The following is a 17,536-nucleotide window of genomic DNA, read 5'->3' as shown; positions in this document are numbered from 1 at the left end:
GACAGTGAGAAAGGAGGCCAGTTATGGCCAAGAAGATTGAGGGCTACATCAAGCTCCAGGTGCCCGCCGGCACCGCCAACCCGAGCCCGCCGATCGGCCCCGCGCTCGGTCAGCGCGGCGTCAACATCATGGAATTCTGCAAGGCGTTCAACGCCGCGACGCAGGACCTTGAAAAGAACGCCCCGATCCCGACCACGATCACGGTCTATGCCGACCGGTCGTTCACCTTCACCACGAAGTCGCCGCCGGCGAGCTTCCTGATCAAGAAGGCCGCGAAGCTCAAGTCGGGCTCTAAGGAGCCGGGCAAGGAAGTCGCCGGAACGATCAAGCGTTCGCAGCTGGCCGAGATCGCGCAGACCAAGATGGCCGATCTCAACGCCAACGACATCGAAATGGCGACCCGCATCATCGAAGGCTCCGCCCGTTCGATGGGCCTCGAAGTGGTGGAGGGCTGATCCGATGGCAAAGCAGACGAAGAAGCAGAAGGTCCTCGCCGGCCTCGATAACGAAAAGCTCTACAGCGTCGACGAAGCGATCTCGACCCTGCGCGAGCACAAGGCGAAGTTCGACGAGACGGTCGAAGTCGCGATGAACCTCGGCGTCGATCCGCGCCACGCCGACCAGATGGTCCGCGGCATGGTCTCGCTGCCGAGCGGCACCGGCAAGGACGTGAAGGTCGCGGTCTTCGCGCGCGGCGACAACGCCGACAAGGCGACCGCCGCCGGGGCCGACAAGGTCGGCGCCGAAGACCTGATGGAAGACATGCAGAACGGCAATCTCGATTACGACCGCGTGATCGCGACGCCCGACATGATGGGCGTGGTCGGCCGTCTCGGCAAGGTGCTGGGTCCCAAGGGCCTGATGCCGAACCCGAAGCTCGGCACCGTCACCCCGAACGTGGAGCAGGCCGTCAAGGACGCCAAGGGCGGCCAGGTCGAATTCCGCGTCGAGAAGATGGGCATCATCCACACCGGCATCGGCAAGCTGTCGTTCAAGGACGAAGACCTGAAAGCGAACTTCAAGGCGCTGACCGAGGCGGTGGTGAAAGCCAAGCCGACGGGTGCCAAGGGCAAGTACGTCAAGAAGATCTCGCTGACTACTACGATGGGCCCGGGCCTGAAGGTCGACCTGTCCGAGGTGGAAGGCGCGTAAGCTTTTCTTTCACCGACCGAATTCCTGAAGGGCCGCGCGCGCAAGCTCGCGGCCCTTTGCGTTTCCGTCCGGACGCACCGGGCGCGCGACGGATCGCGGCAGCAGATTGAAACACACCGGAAACCTTTGCCGATTTGCGCATTGCAATTGGCAAAGGAGTTGTATCGATGAATGTGAGAACGCTAATCGCGCTCGAAGCGGTTACCGTTCCGGTGGGATACGGTTTTCTGGATGTCACGCGCACGATCCTGCTCGCCATCCTCGTCCTATTGAGCTTCGTGCTGTTCGTGTGGATGGGGCGCGCCGCCAGGAATGCCGAGCGCCACCGCGCAGGGCAGCGGGTCAAGCTGCGCAGGTTGCGCGAACCGTACCGCGAACAGAGCGCAGGCGAGCCGCGTTCCACACTCGACGCATAAGCGGTTTTCGACCTCGAGACTTAGCCTCGATCCCGCTCATCAGGCCCGCAACAGGCTCCTCACCCGCCCCAGCGCACCCGAACGCTGCGCCACGCCTCTGGTCCTGGCGATCAGGCTGTCGAACGCCTTGCGCGCGCCGAGCAGGGCGCGGTTGGCGATAGTCGGTTCGAGCAGAACGAAGCTCGAGCAGGGCACGCTGTCGGTCCCGAACATCGTCTTGTGCGCACCTTCGCCTTCGGTGAAATCGAAAAAGGCGAACCTCTGTTCGGCGAAAAGACGCCCCAGAGCTTCCATCTGCAACACCGTGCCGGGTGACAGTCGCGCCCATTCCGGATGGTAGCCGAGATGCGCATAGACCAGTGTCCGCCCCGACACCGGCAGCGACAGGTACGCGATTGGATCATCCGGCCCGTGCAGGAGAAAAGCGCGCATCCGGTCGTTCCCGGCAGCTTCGAGCATCGCAGCGCGCGCCGCCGGCGTGTCCGGCAGCCCGGCATCGAGCAGCCGCGCCTGATAGGTCTTCGCCGAAAGCGGATGTGCGGCCTCGAGAAAGCGCTCGATTTCCGCCGGGGTGCGGTGCTCGGTGATCCGGCAGCCCTCGCCCATCAACTTGCGTTGCTTGCGCCGCAGCGTCGATCGCGTCTTGCCGGAGAACCCCGCGAGGTAATCGTCGTACGAGCCCGCCATGTCGATATAGTGCCGTCGGTAATCCTGCCGCCCACCGATCAGATGGTCGGGATACTGGCGAATGATATCCGGGATCGACGCGGTCGGAGCCGACAGGACCCGCAGGCCGTCCGGTCCCGGCTCCGGCGAAATTGCCGGCGCACCATCGGCCAGCACGTCCTCGAGTGCAAACGACCACGACGCGAGCTGCCGCTGCACGGCGAACAGCCTCCGCGAACCCACGGTAAAGTCGATCGAAACGGAGGTCGCCTTGCGCATCGCCCGACCCTAGAGCGCGCCGTAGAGCGTGTTCGAGACCAGCTGTTCGGCCAGCCGCATACTGGTGCGTACCGGGCTGGCGGGCAGGGGCTCGCTGGGAGCATCCCCTTCGGCCAGAACGGGCGGGTCGTCGCGGTACGTGCCGGTTTTCACGCGCCTCATGTCGCGCAAAGCATGGCACAGGCCGGTGAAGCGACGGCGCACGATCTTGTTCACCGCCAGCTTGCGGCGGTTGATGAGCTCGAACGAATGGCTGACCAGCGTGAAGCACGGATGCCCGGTGTCGCGCGCGTGGCGGATCGCGGCCTTCATTTCCGCAAGCGTCAGCGCGGTGATCTGGGCATGGCGCTGTCCGCCGCCGAGCGTTCCGATGCTGCCGACCGGCACTTCGATCACGCCGTGCAGTCGCACCGGGTCGCGGTCCTCCTCGCCCAGGCTGATGCGGCTCGCGCCTTCGGGCAGGGCCGGGCAGTGGCTGGAATCGTAACGCAGGCCGATCTCCGCCAGCGCCCGCAGGGTATCGTCGTTCGCGCCGTAATTGCCCGCGCGAAAGGCGATCGGAGCGGGCGCGCCTGCCGCCACCAGCACGTCGCGGCCGTAGGCAAGCAGCGCGCATTGCTCATCAAACGGAAACTCGAACAGGTTCTGCCCGGTTCGCCCCGAGGCCAGCGGGTTGGCCGCGCCCGCGATGGCGAGCCATTCGGTGTGGCAGTGCAACTGCACGTCCTGTCCGGCCTCCAGGATCGGCGCGACGATATCCTCGATCGACGCCACGCCCCAGATCAGCGCCGGCATCGGATCGACGAAGAACACAGCCTTCTGGCCGAATTCCTCGAGCACCTTGAGCTTGTGGGTGATCCCGGCCGGCCCCTCGGGCGTGATGCAGGCGATCGAACGGGCGTAGTTTTCCGCCCGGTCTGCCGGGCCGAGCCCGTCGACTAACCCCGAAGAATACTCGGTGTCGATGGTGATGTAGACGCATGTCATTGCGCCCGCGAGCCTAGCAAAGAAGGGTTAAGGGGCGGTTTGGAGCGCCTCCGGGTCGGGTGCGCTGCGCCGCAGCTGCCGCGAATAGACCCAGCCGATCCCGATCAGGCTGAAACCGAGCGCCATGAAGCTCGCCACCCGCAGCAATCCGTCGAGCCCCGCAGCGTCGATCAGGAACACCTTGAGCACCGCGCCCAGCATCAGCACAAGCGAACCGATCCGCCAGGTCCGCTGCGCGACGTGGGAGCCCCACCACAGGAAGCCGAGCGCCAGCGCGATGCCGAGCAGCGACAGCAGCAGGCTTTCGGTCTGGCCGATCGCGCTGGCGGTCAGCACGCTGCCCGAGAATATCTGCCGCAGCAGCGAGACCGCGAGCAGGCTGATCAGCGCCATCATCGCGACGTCGATCGCGCGGCGGCCGTGTGCATGCAGGCGACCGGCCTCTTCGCGCAGCAGGACCAGCGCGGCAAGCGCGACGCCGTAGGCGGCGATCAGCCAGTTCGCAAACGGGGTCGGGCCGACATGCTGGACGCTGTAGAGCGGGTTGTGCAGCAGCAGCGTGTAGAGCGCGAAGTGCGCCAGCGCCGCGGCGAGCGGGCCGAGCCTCAGCGGCCTGGCAAATCGCCCTGGTGCGAATTGCGCCGCCGCCAGCGCTGCAGCAACGAGCAGCGCCTCCCAGATCGTGCGTTCGGCAAGGCCCAGCCGTTCGAACCGGAACAGCGAATCGACACCCCAAGCCAGCTTGTAGAGGCTGTGCAGCGCGATGAGCGCAGCGATTCCGGCCAGCGCCAGAATGCCCGCGCGCTGGATCTTGGTCGGTTCGGGCGCGCGCCAGGCAATGGCGAGACCCGCTGCCACCACAGGAGCGAGGTGGAGCGCAAGGTCGCGCGGTGACATCGCTCCGGTTGCGAGGAACGGTTCGCCCGTCAGCGACAGCCCGCCGGCGACGAACCACCGCGCCAACGGGGCGACGGCCCACAGCGCCGCGATGATTGTCAGCGCTCCCCATCCGGCAAACCGCTCGCTGCGCAGGGCGAGGACCGCCACCCCGGCAATCGCCGCGAACCAGGCGAGCGCCTCGCCGGGCAGCAATTGAGCCACGGCACCATAGGCGACCAGAGCGGCCAGCCCGTCTGCCAGCGGTCGCGACGTGCTTTCGGGCCGGATCGCGCCGAGCGCCAGCAGCGGCACGCAGCACGCGGCCCAGCGCAGGATCGCGATCGCCATCGGATCGAAGCCGCCTTCGCCGAACAGGCGCAGGATCTCGTTCTGAAAATCGGGCGTGACGGTGAGTGCGAACAGCATGACCCCGACGCCGCTCCAGCTGGCGGCGACCAGGACATCGTCCGTGCGTCGCCACAGCAGCGCGAGAATGCCGAGTGCCAGCGCCGCAGCAACCGCCGGCGCTACCCAAGCGGCGGTCGGCATCAGGGCGGCGAGCAGCAGCAAAGCATAGCCCGAACCGAGCAGCGGCAGGTCGTCGCGGAAGGCGAGCGCGGTGCCGCTGCGCCACCGCAGCGCAAACATCGCGAGCGGCGGGGCAGCCAGCGCCGTCAACGCCGCGACCAGCATCGCCGGGCCGGAGATGTTGTCGAGGCTGCCGAACTGGACATAGGAAATCGCGCCGAGTCCGAGCGTGAAGATGGCAACCTGTGCCCGGCCCAGCAGTCCGCCGTCACCGCGGGTCTCGTAAAACAGCGGCATTCCGCAGAAAATCGCCGTCATCGTCGCAGCCACGACGGTATAGAAACCCGGCGACGGGTCGGGCCACAGCGCCATCAGCCACAGGCCGATGAAGGCCGCGATCGCAGAGCCCGCGCGCAGTCCCGGATAGCGCCAGCCCAGCGCTGCCAAACCCGCTGCGATCAGCAGGTAAAGGCCCCATGTCAGCGGCGCGAAGCCGGCATTGCCGACCAGCACCGCCATCTGCAGGGTGGCGATGCCGCCCGCCGCCAGTTGCAGCGGGTTCGGCCCGCCGCGCGCGGCGAGGAATGCCGGGAGCACGCTGCCGAGCACCACCAGGTAGAGACCGACCGCAGCGAGATCGGAGCTGCCCTCGACCCCCAGCAGCTGGAGGAACAGGCCCCATCCCAGGCCCACCGCCAGCGCGGCGTAGCCGAGCCAGCGCCGTCCCTGCTTCTCCCCGGTCCACGCCAGGCCGCCGGTAACCAGCGCGAGGTAGAGCGCGAGCAGCGGGACGTTGGCGCTGTCGCTTTCGACCAGTACCGGGGCCGCGAACCCGCCAACCAGGCCCAGCACCGCGCAGGGCAGGCCGAACCGAAACGAAAGCGCGATGGCACCTGCCGTCACGGCGGCCAGTCCGACAAATGCGGCGGTGGCACCGATCAGGCCGTAGCTCGTGCCCGCCAGGTAGAACGCGCCGAACAGGGTCGCGATGCCCGCGCCCGCCAGCGCCTGCCTGACTCGTTCGTCCTCGATGCGGTTTTCGAACCGGTAGGCAGCTTCGGCTCCGCCGATCAGCGCAACACCGAACAGGAAGCTCATCACCACGCGGACCGAGGGGGTGATCAATCCGGCTTCGATCGAATAACGCACCAGGAAGATGCCGGCGATCGCCAGCGCGATCCCGCCCGCCCAGATTGGCAGGCGGCGGCCGAAGATGTCCTCGAAATCGAACTGTCGGCGCGGTTTGGGCTCGACCGTTTCGACCTCGACGGCTTCGACTGCGGCCGTGTCGCGCGCCGCGTAGGGCCGGGCAGCAGCGGCCTGCAATTCCGGTTCCGGCTCCGGCTCCGGCTCCGGCTCCGGCTCCGGCACGGTCTCGGGTGCGGGCGGCGATGGTTCGTCCGGCTCCGGCTCCGGCTCAGCCACCTCGGGCTCGGCAGGACGGGCCGGGGTAACTCCCCGATCAACTGTCGATTTCCCGGTTCCTGTTGCCTCGGAAACCGGGCCCTGTTCGGGCGCCAGGGTCTCGTATTGGCGGCGGTTGACCCAGTCCCTGACGCGGTCGAGCTGGTACTGAAGGCGTCCGACCTTGCCCCACAGGACGGCAATCAGGATGTAGGGTCCGAAGAATATCCCCAACACGAAGAGGATCAGCAAGCCTTCCATGACGTCCCCCCGCTGCCTGTCCTAGATCCCGCCCGGCGTGAAATCGAAGCCGCTGGTGGCCAGCCCGTCGCACAGGCTGTCGACCGCGCTTTGCAACACGTTCCGGTTTGTCGACCGGATCACGAAGTTCGCCCCGACTTTGCCTTCGCGGAAGAACGGATACGAGCCGATCTGGCAATTCTCGTGCGCTTCCTCGACTTCGCGCAGCAGGTGCGCGACCTCGCTTTCGGGAATCCAGCAGCCGATCGTTTCGGAAATCAGCGGCGCTCCGCCTTCCAGCTTGCCGGTCAGCGCATCGAGCATCCCGGCGCAGATGTGCGGGACCCCGGCCATCAGCACCACGTTGCCGCGCCGGATTCCTGGCGCGCCCGACATGCGGTTGGGGATCAGATCCGAGCCGTCGGGAACCCGCGCCATGCGCAGCCGGCCTTCGTTTAGCCCGCCCTTGTCGGCGTAATAGCGTTCGAGCAGCGCGCGTGCTTCGGGATGGATGACGACCGGCACGCCAAGCGCCTCGGCCACCGCGTCGACGGTGATGTCGTCATGCGTCGGGCCGATCCCGCCGGTGGTGAAGAGATAGTCGTTGGCTGCGCGCAGGGCATTGACCGCTTCGACGATGCGCTGTTGCACATCGGGCACCACGCGCACCTCGGCGAGGCGAATGCCCTGCACCTGCAGCCAGCTGGCGACCTGCGCGATGTTCTTGTCGTGAGTCCGGCCGGAGAGGATTTCGTCGCCGATCACCACGAGGCCGGCTGTCCAGATCTTGTCGGGAGAGGTCATGGAGTGGGGTTAGGGGAAGTGCGCCGCGACGAAAAGAGGTTCGTCATTGCGAGCCGAAGGCGAAGCAATCAAGAGCGGATCGCACAACGGCTCTGGATTGCCGCGTCGCCTTCGGCTCCTCGCAATGACGAGCTGTCGCTTACTCAGCCGCTTCCAGCTGTTCATCGGCACCGCGTGCATTGGCTCCGGCTCTGGCGAAGGTCAGCAACCCGTCATCGACCGGGTCCTCCTTCATCAGCTTGCGATCGACCACGTATTCCTGATTGAGCCGCCACGGAAAGCTTACCGAGTTGCGCGGCTGGATGGCCTTGGCGCGCTGGATATAGCCGGACGAGAAATCGTAGATGTCGTCTTCCTCAATCCCGGCTTCCATTTCCGGCGTCAGCACCGGTGTCGCGAGGTCGGTGCCGGTCGCGCGCATGTGGTTGAGCACCCGGCAGATGTAATCCGAATTGATGTCCGCCCGCAGCGTCCAGCTGGCATTGAGATAGCCGAACACCACCGCGAAGTTCGGCAGGTTCGAGAACATGCAGCCCTTGTAATAGAACCGCTCGTGGAAGTTCACCGGCTCGCCGTTCAGGCTGACGGCGATCTTACCCGCGACGCACATCTTCAGGCCCGTCGCGGTAACGATGATGTCGGCTTCGAGCAGCTCGCCCGACTTGAGCCGCACGCCGTTCGCTTCGAACCGGTCGATATGGCCAGTGACCACATCGGCCTTGCCCGAGTTCATCGCCTCGAAGAAATCGGAGTCCGGAACCAGGCACAGCCGCTGTTCCCACGGATTGTAGGGCGGGGTGAAATCGGCCTTGTCGTAATCGGGGCCGAGCGCCTTCTCGAGGCCCTTGTAGAGGCTCTCCTTGGCCTTTTCCGGCTTTTCGCGCGCCACCTTGAAGGTGAAATCCTGCATCCGGATGTTCTTGAAACGGGTGATCGCATAGGCCCAGGTTTCGGGCAGGATCTTGCGCAGGAGGTTCGCCAGTCCATCCTTCGCCGGTCGCGAGATCATCCAGGTCGGCGTGCGCTGGAGCATGGTGATTTTGTCGACCTTGTCGGCCATTGCCGGAACGATCGTGACGGCGGTCGCGCCGGAGCCGATCACCACCACTGTCTTGCCGGTGTAATCCATGTCCTGCGGCCAGAATTGCGGGTGGACCACCTCGCCGTCGAACTCGGAGAAGTCGAACCCGGCATCGTAGGGGTCGTCGTAATCGTAATAGCCCGAGCCGAGATACAGGAAGTTCGCAGTCAGCTGCGTGCGCGAGCCGTCATCGCGCTCCAGCTCGACATGCCAGCGCGCTTCGTCCTCGCGAAAATCGGCCGAGATCACCTTGTGGCCGAAACGGATATGCTCGCGGATGCCGCGTTCATCGGCGATGCGGTCGAGATATTCGAGGATCGACGGCCCGTCGGCGATCGCCTTTTCGTGCTTCCACGGTTCGAAATCGAACCCGAGCGTGTGCATGTCGCTGTCGGAGCGGATGCCGGGATAGCGGAACAGGTCCCAGGTGCCGCCGATATTGTCGCGCCGTTCGACGACCGCGAAGGAATGATGCGGCGCCTTCATCTTCATATGCGCGGCCATGCCGATGCCGGAAATGCCGGCGCCTACAATGAGGACATCAAAATCGGGGGGTGTCGCTAGCATCGGGGCCTCTCTCTTCCCTACTTACATCAATGTAAGCACACGCATTGCACAAATGCGAGTCATGATTGCATTTTGCAACTGACTGCAACTGCCCAATCGGCTAGGCGCCGCGGCCATGAATACCAAGTTCCGCTTCGCCGCGCCTGTCGTTCTCCTTTGTGCGTCCGCTCCGCTGATTGCGCAAGACGGCACATCTGGCGATGATTTGGCGGACGAGATTATCGTTACCGGCGACGGGCTGGAACAGGCGCTGTCGACCGGGGCCTATTCGGTCACCGAAATCGACCGCGAAGCCATCATCTCGAGCGGCTCGGGCCGGATCGAGGACGTGCTCCAGAACGTCGCGGGCTTTCAGCAATTCCGCCGCTCGGACAGCCGCTCGGCCAATCCCAGTGCGCAGGGTGTGACGCTGCGCGCGCTCGGCGGCAATGCGACAAGCCGCGCGCTGGTCACGCTCGACGGGGTGCCGATCGGCGATCCGTTCTTTGGCTACATACCACTCTCTTCGATCGCGCCGGAGCTGCTTTCGGGCATACGGGTGACCCGCGGCGGCGGGTCCGGACCGTTCGGGGCCGGCGCACTGGCCGGCACGATCGAGCTCGAAAGCGCAGGGCCAGCGACGCTGGGCCCGGTTTCGGCGAGCCTGCTCGCGAACGATCGCGAGGAGACCGAAGCGAGCGTTGCGGTGGCGCAGAAGCTGGGTTCCGGATTCGCGGTCGTCAGCGGGCGCTGGGACCGGGGCCAGGGCTTCCTCACCACCCCGCCCGGCCAGCGCGTGCCCGCCACCGCCCGCGCCGCGTTCGACAGCTGGACCCTCGGCCTGCGCGCAGTGGCCCCGCTCGCGCCCGATGTTGAATTGCAGGCGAGCGGCCGCGTATTCGACGATTCCCGGACGCTGCGTTTCGACGGGGCGGATTCCACCAGCGAAGGGCAGGATGCCAGCCTGCGGCTGGTCGGTCGGGGAGACTGGCAGTTCGATGCGCTGGCCTATGTCCAGGCGCGCAATTTTTCCAACGTGGTGATCAGCTCGACCCGCTTCACCCGCGTCCTCGACCAGCGCAACACGCCCTCGACCGGGCTGGGCGGGAAGATCGAGATCCGTCCCCCTCTGGCCGAGGCGCATAACGTCCGGCTTGGCGTCGATTATCGCCGATCCGACGGCGAATTGCAGGAAGAAGCCTACAGCGCCTTTACCGGAGCTCTGCGCGAGCGCCGTCGGGCGGGAGGCAGCACCAGCAATCTCGGCGTGTTTGTCGAGGACGACTGGCAGATCGGGCCGCTGCTGCTGACGGGCGGGTTGCGCGCGGATCACACGCGGATCGAGGACGGGTTCTTTCGCGCGCTCGATGCCGACGGATCGCTGATCGGCGAAACGCTCGCGCCCGACCGTTCGGACTGGACGCTCGGCTGGCGCGCGGGCGCCCTGTTCTACGCGACCCGGCGGCTCGAACTGCGGGCTGCCGCCTATACCGGGCTGCGCCTGCCGACCCTCAACGAGCTGTACCGGCCCTTCGTGGTGTTCCCGGTCGTCACCCAAGCCAATGCCGCACTCGTGAATGAACGGCTCGAAGGGTTCGAGATCGGGTTCGACTGGCAGCCGATCGATGCCCTGGTGGTGTCGCTGACGGCGTTCGATAACGAAGTCGAAAACGCGATCGCCAACGTGACCATCGCGCCGAATCTGCGCGAACGCCAGAACCTGCCCGCGATCGAGGCGCAGGGGATCGAGGCTGCGCTGGCGGCGGTGGTCGGCGATTTCAGCCTGGATGCCTCGCTTGCCTATACCGACGCGACCATCGCGGGAGAGGGGGCTTCGGTGGCGCTCGACGGCAACCGCCCGCCGCAAACGCCCCGCATCGCCGGCTCGGCTACGCTTGCCTGGTTATCCGCGCAAGGTTGGCGGGTGGCCGCAACCCTGCGCCATGTCGGCGCTCAGTTCGAAGACGACCAGCAAACCGATCGACTGCCTGCGGCAACTACGCTCGATTTGTTCGCCGAGGCTCCGCTGGTCGACCGCCTGAGCCTGGTGTTGCGCGGGGAGAACCTGTTCGACGAGGCGATCGTGACCCGCAATTCGGGTGGGTCGATCGATCTGGGGGCACCGCGTACGGTGTGGTTCGGTCTGCGCTACGGCTGGTGATCGCGGCACCCGCCAGATGCGCCGCGCAACAAAATTAGGCCAAATGCTGCAGTTGCGCAGCGATGCTGCATTGCAGCGTCTATTGTTGCATTTTTGCACCTTATTGCAAAAACCCGTCGCGGACTCTTGGCAGAACACCGCGCCCTGATAGGGTTGCGCGTACAAAACCAGAAACATGGTTTGTGGAGAGGGAATTTTATGACACGCAAGCTCGCAGCTTACGCTGCCGGCCTCATGGCCTGCAGTTCGATTACGGCACCGGTATTTGCTCAAGATGCCGAAGAGCAGGCGGCCCAAAGGCCGAATGAAAACGTCATCATCGTGACCGCCACCCGGCGCGCGCAGGACGTGCAGGATATTCCGCTGGCGGTGACCGCTGTCACGCCGGAGCAGCTCCAGAACCAGGGTGTCGACAACATCCAGGAAGTCACGACGCTGGCACCGAGCTTTTCGAGCAGTCAGGCGCAGCTCGCGTCGGGTTCCGTGGTGCTGCGCATTCGCGGCGTCGGGACAACGTCGAACAACATCGGATTTGAAAGCGCAGTCGGTATTTTCATCGACGGTGCGTATCAATCACGTCCGGGCGTGGCTCTCAGCGAATTCGTCGACATCGAACGGGTCGAGGTGCTGCGCGGTCCGCAGGGCACGACCTTCGGGCGCAATACCTCGGCCGGTGCGCTCAACATTACGACCGTCCGCCCGGATGTCTCCGAGTTCGGCGGCTTCGTGAACGCCGGATACGGCAGTTTCGACGAAATCAGCCTGCAGGGCGGGGTCAACCTTCCGATCGTCCAGGACACTCTGGCCGTGCGCCTGACGGGTGCCTATCGCGAGCGTGACGGCTTCATAACGCTGGTCGATGGCAACGGCACGCCGTTCGGCGATTCCAACGATGTCGACCAGTGGCTGGTCCGCGGCCAGATCGGGTGGGATACCGAAAGCGGTCTCCGCGGCAGAATCATCGGCGATTTTTCGAAAAGCCAGTCGAGCTGCTGCAGCCCGATCGAACTGTTCCAATCGCCACTGATCACCGGCGGGGCCTACGCAGCGGTCGGGCTTGGACCCAGCGCAGGCAACGGCCAGCCCACGGTTTCAACCAATCCGTTCGGTCAGAAGACCTTCGAAAAGGCGCTCAATGAGCGGATCGCATCGGCCAATGCCGCGCCGATTGCCGACATCGACAATTTCGGCGTAACCGGCGAAGTCGAGTTTCCGATCTCGGACAGCGCGGACCTGATCTTCATCGGCTCGTGGCGCAAATACGAATCCTTCGAGCAGTACGATTCGGATTTCACGGCGCTCGATATCTTCGATGTCGATGGTCTGGTGCTCGAACTCGAGACCTTCACTGCCGAATTGCGCCTGCAGGGCGAGGCGATGGACGGCAAGCTCAATTACATCATCGGCGGGTACTACTCGGATGAGACAATCGACCAGTCGGTGAGTTTCGCACTCGGTCAGGATTACGGCGAAAACGTCGGCGCCCTGCTGTTCGTGCCGACCGCAGGAGCGCTCGGGGCTAATCCGCTGACTCTGTTCACCGGAATTGATCCGGCGGGGACGAGCAACACCAACCGGTTCCAGCAGAGCGCGCAAAGCTATTCGATCTTCACCCACAACAGCTTCGAACTCACCGACGGGCTCGAACTGACGCTTGGTGCGCGCTATTCCTGGGAAGAAAAGGACGGCGGCTTCACGCAGACGGCGGTGAACAACCAGATCTGCCCGGCGACGCTTGGCGCGCTTGGAGCCATTCCGGCGGCCCTTCGCCCGAGCTTCATCGGACTGGGCTGTTTCGGCTTTACCGCCCCGGCTGACCTTCCGCAGTCTGCCGCGCTCCCGCTGGTCCGGACCTTCCAGAGCGAGTTCAGCGATGAGGAACTGATCTACACGATCCGGCTCGGCTATGAATTCAGCTCGCCGATCAACGTGTATGCGAGCTTCACGCACGGCTACAAGGCGGGTGGGATCAACCTCGACACCACCGCCGCAGTCGCAGGTGCCGATCCGACCTTCCTTTCGGAAGAGGTCGATGCCTACGAAATCGGGTTCAAGAGCCGCCTCATCGACGATGCGCTGACCTTCAACGTTGCCGCGTTCTACGAGGAGTTCAGCAACTTCCAGGTGCTCGAATTCACCGGCACGGCGTTCCAGACCTTCAACGTCCCGGTCGCCAAGTCGACCGGACTTGAGATCGAAAGCCTGTGGCGGGTGTCGCCCGAACTGTCGATCAACGCCTCGGCGACGATCCTCGACGCGCGGTATCCCGAAGATTGCGCCGGCACATCGACTTCGGTGACGGTCAATTCGCTGTGTGGCAACACCCTGACCAACGCAGCCGATTTCGTCGCGATCTTCGGTGCCCTGTGGGAAAAGCCGATCACCGACACGGTCGAGTTCTTCGCAACCGGCCAGATCCGGCTCGAAGACGATCAGCGCACCTCGACCCAAGCGATTGTCCCGCCGAGCGCCGCCCAGATCGCGGCTGCCGGCAGCTTGCAGGCGGCCATCGATGCGGCACCGCTGATCATCGGCGACGTGCAGGACGGCAAGGAGTTCATCAACCTGCGCGCCGGTCTGCGGTTCAACGATGGCCAGTTCGCAATCGAGGGCTTCGTCAACAACCTGACAGACAACGTGACGCGTGGGGTAACCTTCAACACCACCCTGCGCGGCAGCGGTGCGGCGAACTCGCGGTCGGCCTTCTCGCTGCAACCGCGCACTTACGGCGTGGTGCTGCGCGCCAAGTTCTAAGCAGCGCTACCGACCAAAAACGGAGCGGCTCGATCAGTCGAGCCGCTCTTTTTTTGTGATCGCCTATCCGGGCGATCGTCCTCGCTAGATGTCCTTCGCTTCGCTCCGGACCCGCTGCGGGCGGGCGGTCGCCCTTGCGGTCGCTACGCGACCGTGCTCCGCGACACAGTCGCTAGGCTAGGCTAAGTTCGACGCCGCAGGCGTCGCAAGGCCAAGCGGCCGCCCGCAGGTGCCCGACCGAGCGGAGTGAGGGAGGATCAGCACCGAGGACGAAGGCGCGGATGCGCCTTCGCAAAGCACAAAAAGCGCTCGATGTTTTACATCGAGCGCGCGATCAGCATCTTCATGACTTCGTTCGAGCCGCCGAAGATCCGGGTGATGCGCGCATCGCGGTACATTTTCGCGATCGGGTATTCGTTGATGTAGCCCGCGCCGCCATGCAATTGCAGGCACTTGTCGACGACTTCGCCCTGCAGCTCGGTGACCCAGTATTTCGCCATCGCTGCCGTGGCAACGTCGAGCTCGCCCTTGAGCAGCTTGCCGATGCAGTCGTTGACGAACACCCGCGCCGCCGTGCCGCGCGCCTTCAAATCGGCGAGCACAAACTGGGTGTTCTGGAAGTCCCAGATCGTCTGACCGAAGGCCTTGCGGCTCTTCACATATTCGATCGTGGTCTCCAGCGCCTTCTCGATGCCCGTTGCAGCGCCCATGGCGATCACGAGGCGTTCCTGCGCGAGTTCGCCCATGAGCTGGTAGAATCCCTGGCCTTCGACGCCCCCGAGCACGTTCTCCGCCGGAACGAACACATTGTCGAAGAACAGCTCCGACGTATCGGCCGCGTCGAGCCCGATCTTGTCGAGCTTCTTGCCGCGCTGGAATCCTTCCGCGCCCTCGGTCTCGAGAAGCATGAGCGAGATGCCCTTGGCGCGCTCGTTCGGGTCGGTCTTGGCGACGACGACGATGAAGTCGGCGGTCTGGCCGTTCGAGATATAGGTCTTGGCCCCGTTGATGCGGTAGCCATTGCCGTCCTTGAGCGCGGTGGTGGTGATCGACTGGAGGTCGGAGCCGACACCCGGCTCGGTCATCGCGATGGCGCTGACCAGTTCGCCGGTCACCAGCTTGGGCAGGTACTTCTGCTTCTGCTCCTCGGTGCCGTGGCGCACGAGATAGGGCAGGATAATGGTGTTGTGCAGGCTCGCGGCAAAGCCATCGACGCCGTGTTTCGCCTGTTGGTCGATCACGACGATATCGTGCCGGAAGTCGCCGCCGTGTCCGCCATATTCTTCCGGCACCGAAACGCCGAGCAGGCCTGCTGCGCCCGCCTCGTTCCAGAACTCGCGCTCGACTTGGCCCTCATCGCGCCATTTCTGGACGCGCTTTTCCGGGGCGTGCTGCTGGTAGAACTTGCCCACGGCATCGGCGAAGATTGATATCTCCTCGTCGTTCATGAAATCGGGCTGGGGGACGTCGATTACGGGCATACTATTTCCCTTTCCAGTTCGGGGCGCGCTTTTCGGCGAAGGCGGCGGCGCCTTCGCGGGCGTCTTCAGATACGAACACCGGCGCGATAAGTTGCGCCTGATTCTTGTAGCGATCCTCCATCGCCCAGCCGCGCGATTCCTTCATCACCTGCTTGGACACCTTGACCGCGAGCGGGCCGTTGGCGGCGATCTTGGCGGCGAGCGCCTTGGCCGCGTCGAGCGCAGCCCCATCGGTCACCTGGTTGATCAGGCCGAGTTCGTAGGCGCGATCGGCCCCGATGAAGTCGCCGGTCAGCGCCAGTTCCATCGCGATCCGCTCGGGGATCTGGTCGGGCAGCATCATCACGCCGCCCGCCGCAGCGACAAGCCCGCGCTTGGCTTCGGGAATGCCGAACTTCGCATCCTTGTGCGCGACGACGAGATCGCAGGCGATCATCAGTTCGAGGCCGCCTGCCAGTGCGTAGCCTTCAACTGCGGCAATCAGCGGCTTGGCCGGAGGGGCCTGTACCACGCCGCCGAAACCGCGGCCTTCGACCGTAGGGCTTTCGCCGCGCAGGAAGCCTTTGAGGTCCATGCCCGAACAGAACGTGCCGCCCGCGCCGGTCAGGATGCCGACCCGCAGATCGTCCTCGCTGTCGAGCCGGTCCATCGCCGCCGCGATGCCCTCGGCCGCCGCCTTGGACATGGCGTTCTTGGCTTCAGGACGGTTGATGGTGACGATCAGGACGCCGTCCTCGACGCTCGTCAGGACTTCTTCACTCACAGGCTCTCACTCCCTATCCATTTTGGCATTTCGAATTGAAACTGAATTCTTGTGTGAGGAGTGCGCAAGGCTTACGGAAACGTCAACCGCAATTTCGATAATTCGAGAGAGGACCTCATGGGCGAAGCTTACATCATCGACGCAGTGCGCACCCCGCGCGGGATCGGCAAGCAGGGCAAGGGCGCGCTGGCCGAACAGCACCCGCAGCACCTCGCCGCGACCGTGCTCAAGGCGATTGCGACACGCAACAAGCTCGATACCGCGACCGTCGACGACGTGATCTGGTCGGTCTCGACCCAGGACGGGATGCAGGCGGGCGACATGGGCCGGATGGCGGCGCTCGACGCGGGCTACGACATCACCTCCAGCGGCACGACGCTCGACCGGTTCTGCGGCGGCGGGATTACCTCGGTGAACCTCGCGGCGGCACAGGTGATGAGCGGGATGGAAGACTGCGTCGTCGCGGGCGGCACCGAGATGATGAGCCTGACCGCCGCGATGTCGAAGGAAAAGATGCAGGCCGGGATCAAGCCGCCGATGATGGGCAGCTACAACGAGCGGCTGCAGGCGGTGCATCCGCAATCGCATCAGGGGATTTGCGGCGACGCGATCGCGACGATTGAGGGTTTCACCCGCGAAGAGCTCGACGAAGTCGGCTACCGCTCGCAGCAGCGCGCCGCCGCGGCGATCGACGATGGCCGGTTCGCCAAATCGCTCGTCCCCGTGACGCTGGACGATGGCACACTGGTACTCGACCGCGACGAATATCCGCGTCCGCAGACGACGATGGAGGGCCTGGGCCAGCTCGAACCCGCCTTCACCAAGATCGCTGACGTGCCGCTCGATGCGAAAGGCACGACCTTCCGCGGGCTGATCAACCAGAAGTATCCCGACGTCGAAATCCAGCATTTCCACCATGCCGGGAACAGCTCGGGCGTGGTCGATGGCGCGGCGGCGGTGCTCGTCACTTCCAAGGCCTACGCGCAGAAGCACGGTCTCAAACCTCGCGCGCGGATCGTCGCGACCGCCAATATGGGCGACGATCCGACGCTGATGCTCAACGCGCCTGTGCCGGCGGCGAAGAAGGTGCTGGAAAAGGCCGGAATGAGCCTCGACGACATCGACCTGTTCGAAATCAATGAAGCGTTCGCAGTGGTCGCCGCCAAATTCGTGCGCGATCTCGGGCTCGACTGGGACAAGGTCAACGTCAATGGTGGCTCGATTGCGCTGGGTCACCCGATCGGCGCGACCGGCTCCATCCTGATCGGCACCATCATCGACGAGCTCGAGCGGCGCGATCTCAAGACCGGGCTGGTGACGATGTGCGCGGCGGGCGGCATGGCCCCGGCGATTATCGTCGAGCGGGTCGACGATTTTGTCGACTGAACCCGTGGC

At 64.8% G+C, this 17,536-nt stretch carries 13 protein-coding genes; 6 read left to right on the top strand and 7 right to left on the bottom strand.

The annotated features are described in order from the left end of the window. Window positions 1-23: 23 nt before the first annotated feature. The 3 genes from rplK to KDC96_RS10305 all read left to right on the top strand — a co-directional run bounded on the left by rplK (window position 24) and on the right by KDC96_RS10305 (window position 1,568). A complete protein-coding gene (gene rplK / locus KDC96_RS10315; RefSeq protein WP_212448360.1) occupies window positions 24-455 on the top strand; it encodes a 50S ribosomal protein L11 in 432 nt (143 codons plus the stop codon). A gap of 4 nt (window positions 456-459) precedes the next feature. Then, window positions 460-1,152 (top strand): 50S ribosomal protein L1, encoded by a 693-nt coding sequence (gene rplA, locus KDC96_RS10310; RefSeq protein WP_212448359.1) that lies wholly within the window; start codon window positions 460-462, stop codon window positions 1,150-1,152. Between the two features lie 167 nt (window positions 1,153-1,319). Beyond that, entirely contained in the window at window positions 1,320-1,568 is a 249-nt protein-coding gene (locus tag KDC96_RS10305) for a hypothetical protein (RefSeq protein ID WP_212448358.1), read from the top strand. Between the two features lie 39 nt (window positions 1,569-1,607). On the opposite strand, the gene KDC96_RS10300 is transcribed toward KDC96_RS10305, so the two are convergent. From KDC96_RS10300 to KDC96_RS10280, 5 genes are all read right to left on the bottom strand, one after another. Further along, window positions 1,608-2,513 carry a GNAT family N-acetyltransferase gene (locus KDC96_RS10300; protein WP_212448357.1) on the bottom strand — a complete coding sequence of 302 codons (906 nt, stop codon included), beginning with the start codon at window positions 2,511-2,513 and terminating at the stop codon, window positions 1,608-1,610. Between the two features lie 9 nt (window positions 2,514-2,522). Then, window positions 2,523-3,500 (bottom strand): polysaccharide deacetylase family protein, encoded by a 978-nt coding sequence (locus tag KDC96_RS10295; protein WP_212448356.1) that lies wholly within the window; start codon window positions 3,498-3,500, stop codon window positions 2,523-2,525. Window positions 3,501-3,527: 27 nt separating this feature from the next. Further along, a complete protein-coding gene (locus tag KDC96_RS10290) occupies window positions 3,528-6,572 on the bottom strand; it encodes a DUF2339 domain-containing protein (protein ID WP_212448355.1) in 3,045 nt (1,014 codons plus the stop codon). Between the two features lie 21 nt (window positions 6,573-6,593). Then, window positions 6,594-7,355, bottom strand: a complete 762-nt coding sequence (locus KDC96_RS10285; protein ID WP_212448354.1) for a molybdopterin-binding protein — start codon at window positions 7,353-7,355, stop codon at window positions 6,594-6,596. A gap of 139 nt (window positions 7,356-7,494) precedes the next feature. After that, window positions 7,495-9,003: an NAD(P)/FAD-dependent oxidoreductase gene (locus KDC96_RS10280; protein WP_212448353.1), complete on the bottom strand. Its 1,509-nt coding sequence runs from the start codon at window positions 9,001-9,003 to the stop codon at window positions 7,495-7,497. A gap of 115 nt (window positions 9,004-9,118) precedes the next feature. Here KDC96_RS10280 and KDC96_RS10275 point away from each other — a divergent pair, with 115 nt between their 5' ends. Beyond that, complete coding sequence (locus KDC96_RS10275) at window positions 9,119-11,143, top strand: TonB-dependent receptor (RefSeq protein ID WP_212448352.1); 2,025 nt, start codon at window positions 9,119-9,121, stop codon at window positions 11,141-11,143. 198 nt (window positions 11,144-11,341) lie between these two features. Beyond that, a complete protein-coding gene (locus KDC96_RS10270; RefSeq protein ID WP_249171752.1) occupies window positions 11,342-13,897 on the top strand; it encodes a TonB-dependent receptor in 2,556 nt (851 codons plus the stop codon). Window positions 13,898-14,214: 317 nt separating this feature from the next. On the opposite strand, the gene KDC96_RS10265 is transcribed toward KDC96_RS10270, so the two are convergent. After that, entirely contained in the window at window positions 14,215-15,378 is a 1,164-nt protein-coding gene (locus KDC96_RS10265; protein ID WP_212448351.1) for an acyl-CoA dehydrogenase family protein, read from the bottom strand. A 1-nt stretch (window position 15,379) separates the two neighbouring features. Then, window positions 15,380-16,141: a crotonase/enoyl-CoA hydratase family protein gene (locus tag KDC96_RS10260; RefSeq protein ID WP_212448350.1), complete on the bottom strand. Its 762-nt coding sequence runs from the start codon at window positions 16,139-16,141 to the stop codon at window positions 15,380-15,382. A 117-nt stretch (window positions 16,142-16,258) separates the two neighbouring features. On the opposite strand from KDC96_RS10260, the gene KDC96_RS10255 reads away from it, so the two are divergent. Continuing rightward, window positions 16,259-17,527: an acetyl-CoA C-acetyltransferase gene (locus KDC96_RS10255; protein ID WP_212448349.1), complete on the top strand. Its 1,269-nt coding sequence runs from the start codon at window positions 16,259-16,261 to the stop codon at window positions 17,525-17,527. The last annotated feature ends 9 nt before the right edge of the window (window positions 17,528-17,536 follow it).

This window comes from Erythrobacter sp. JK5 (genome assembly GCF_018205975.1).
Lineage (GTDB): Bacteria > Pseudomonadota > Alphaproteobacteria > Sphingomonadales > Sphingomonadaceae > Erythrobacter.
Note: the sequence above shows the minus strand (reverse complement) of the source record. Positions and strands in the feature narration are given on the sequence as shown.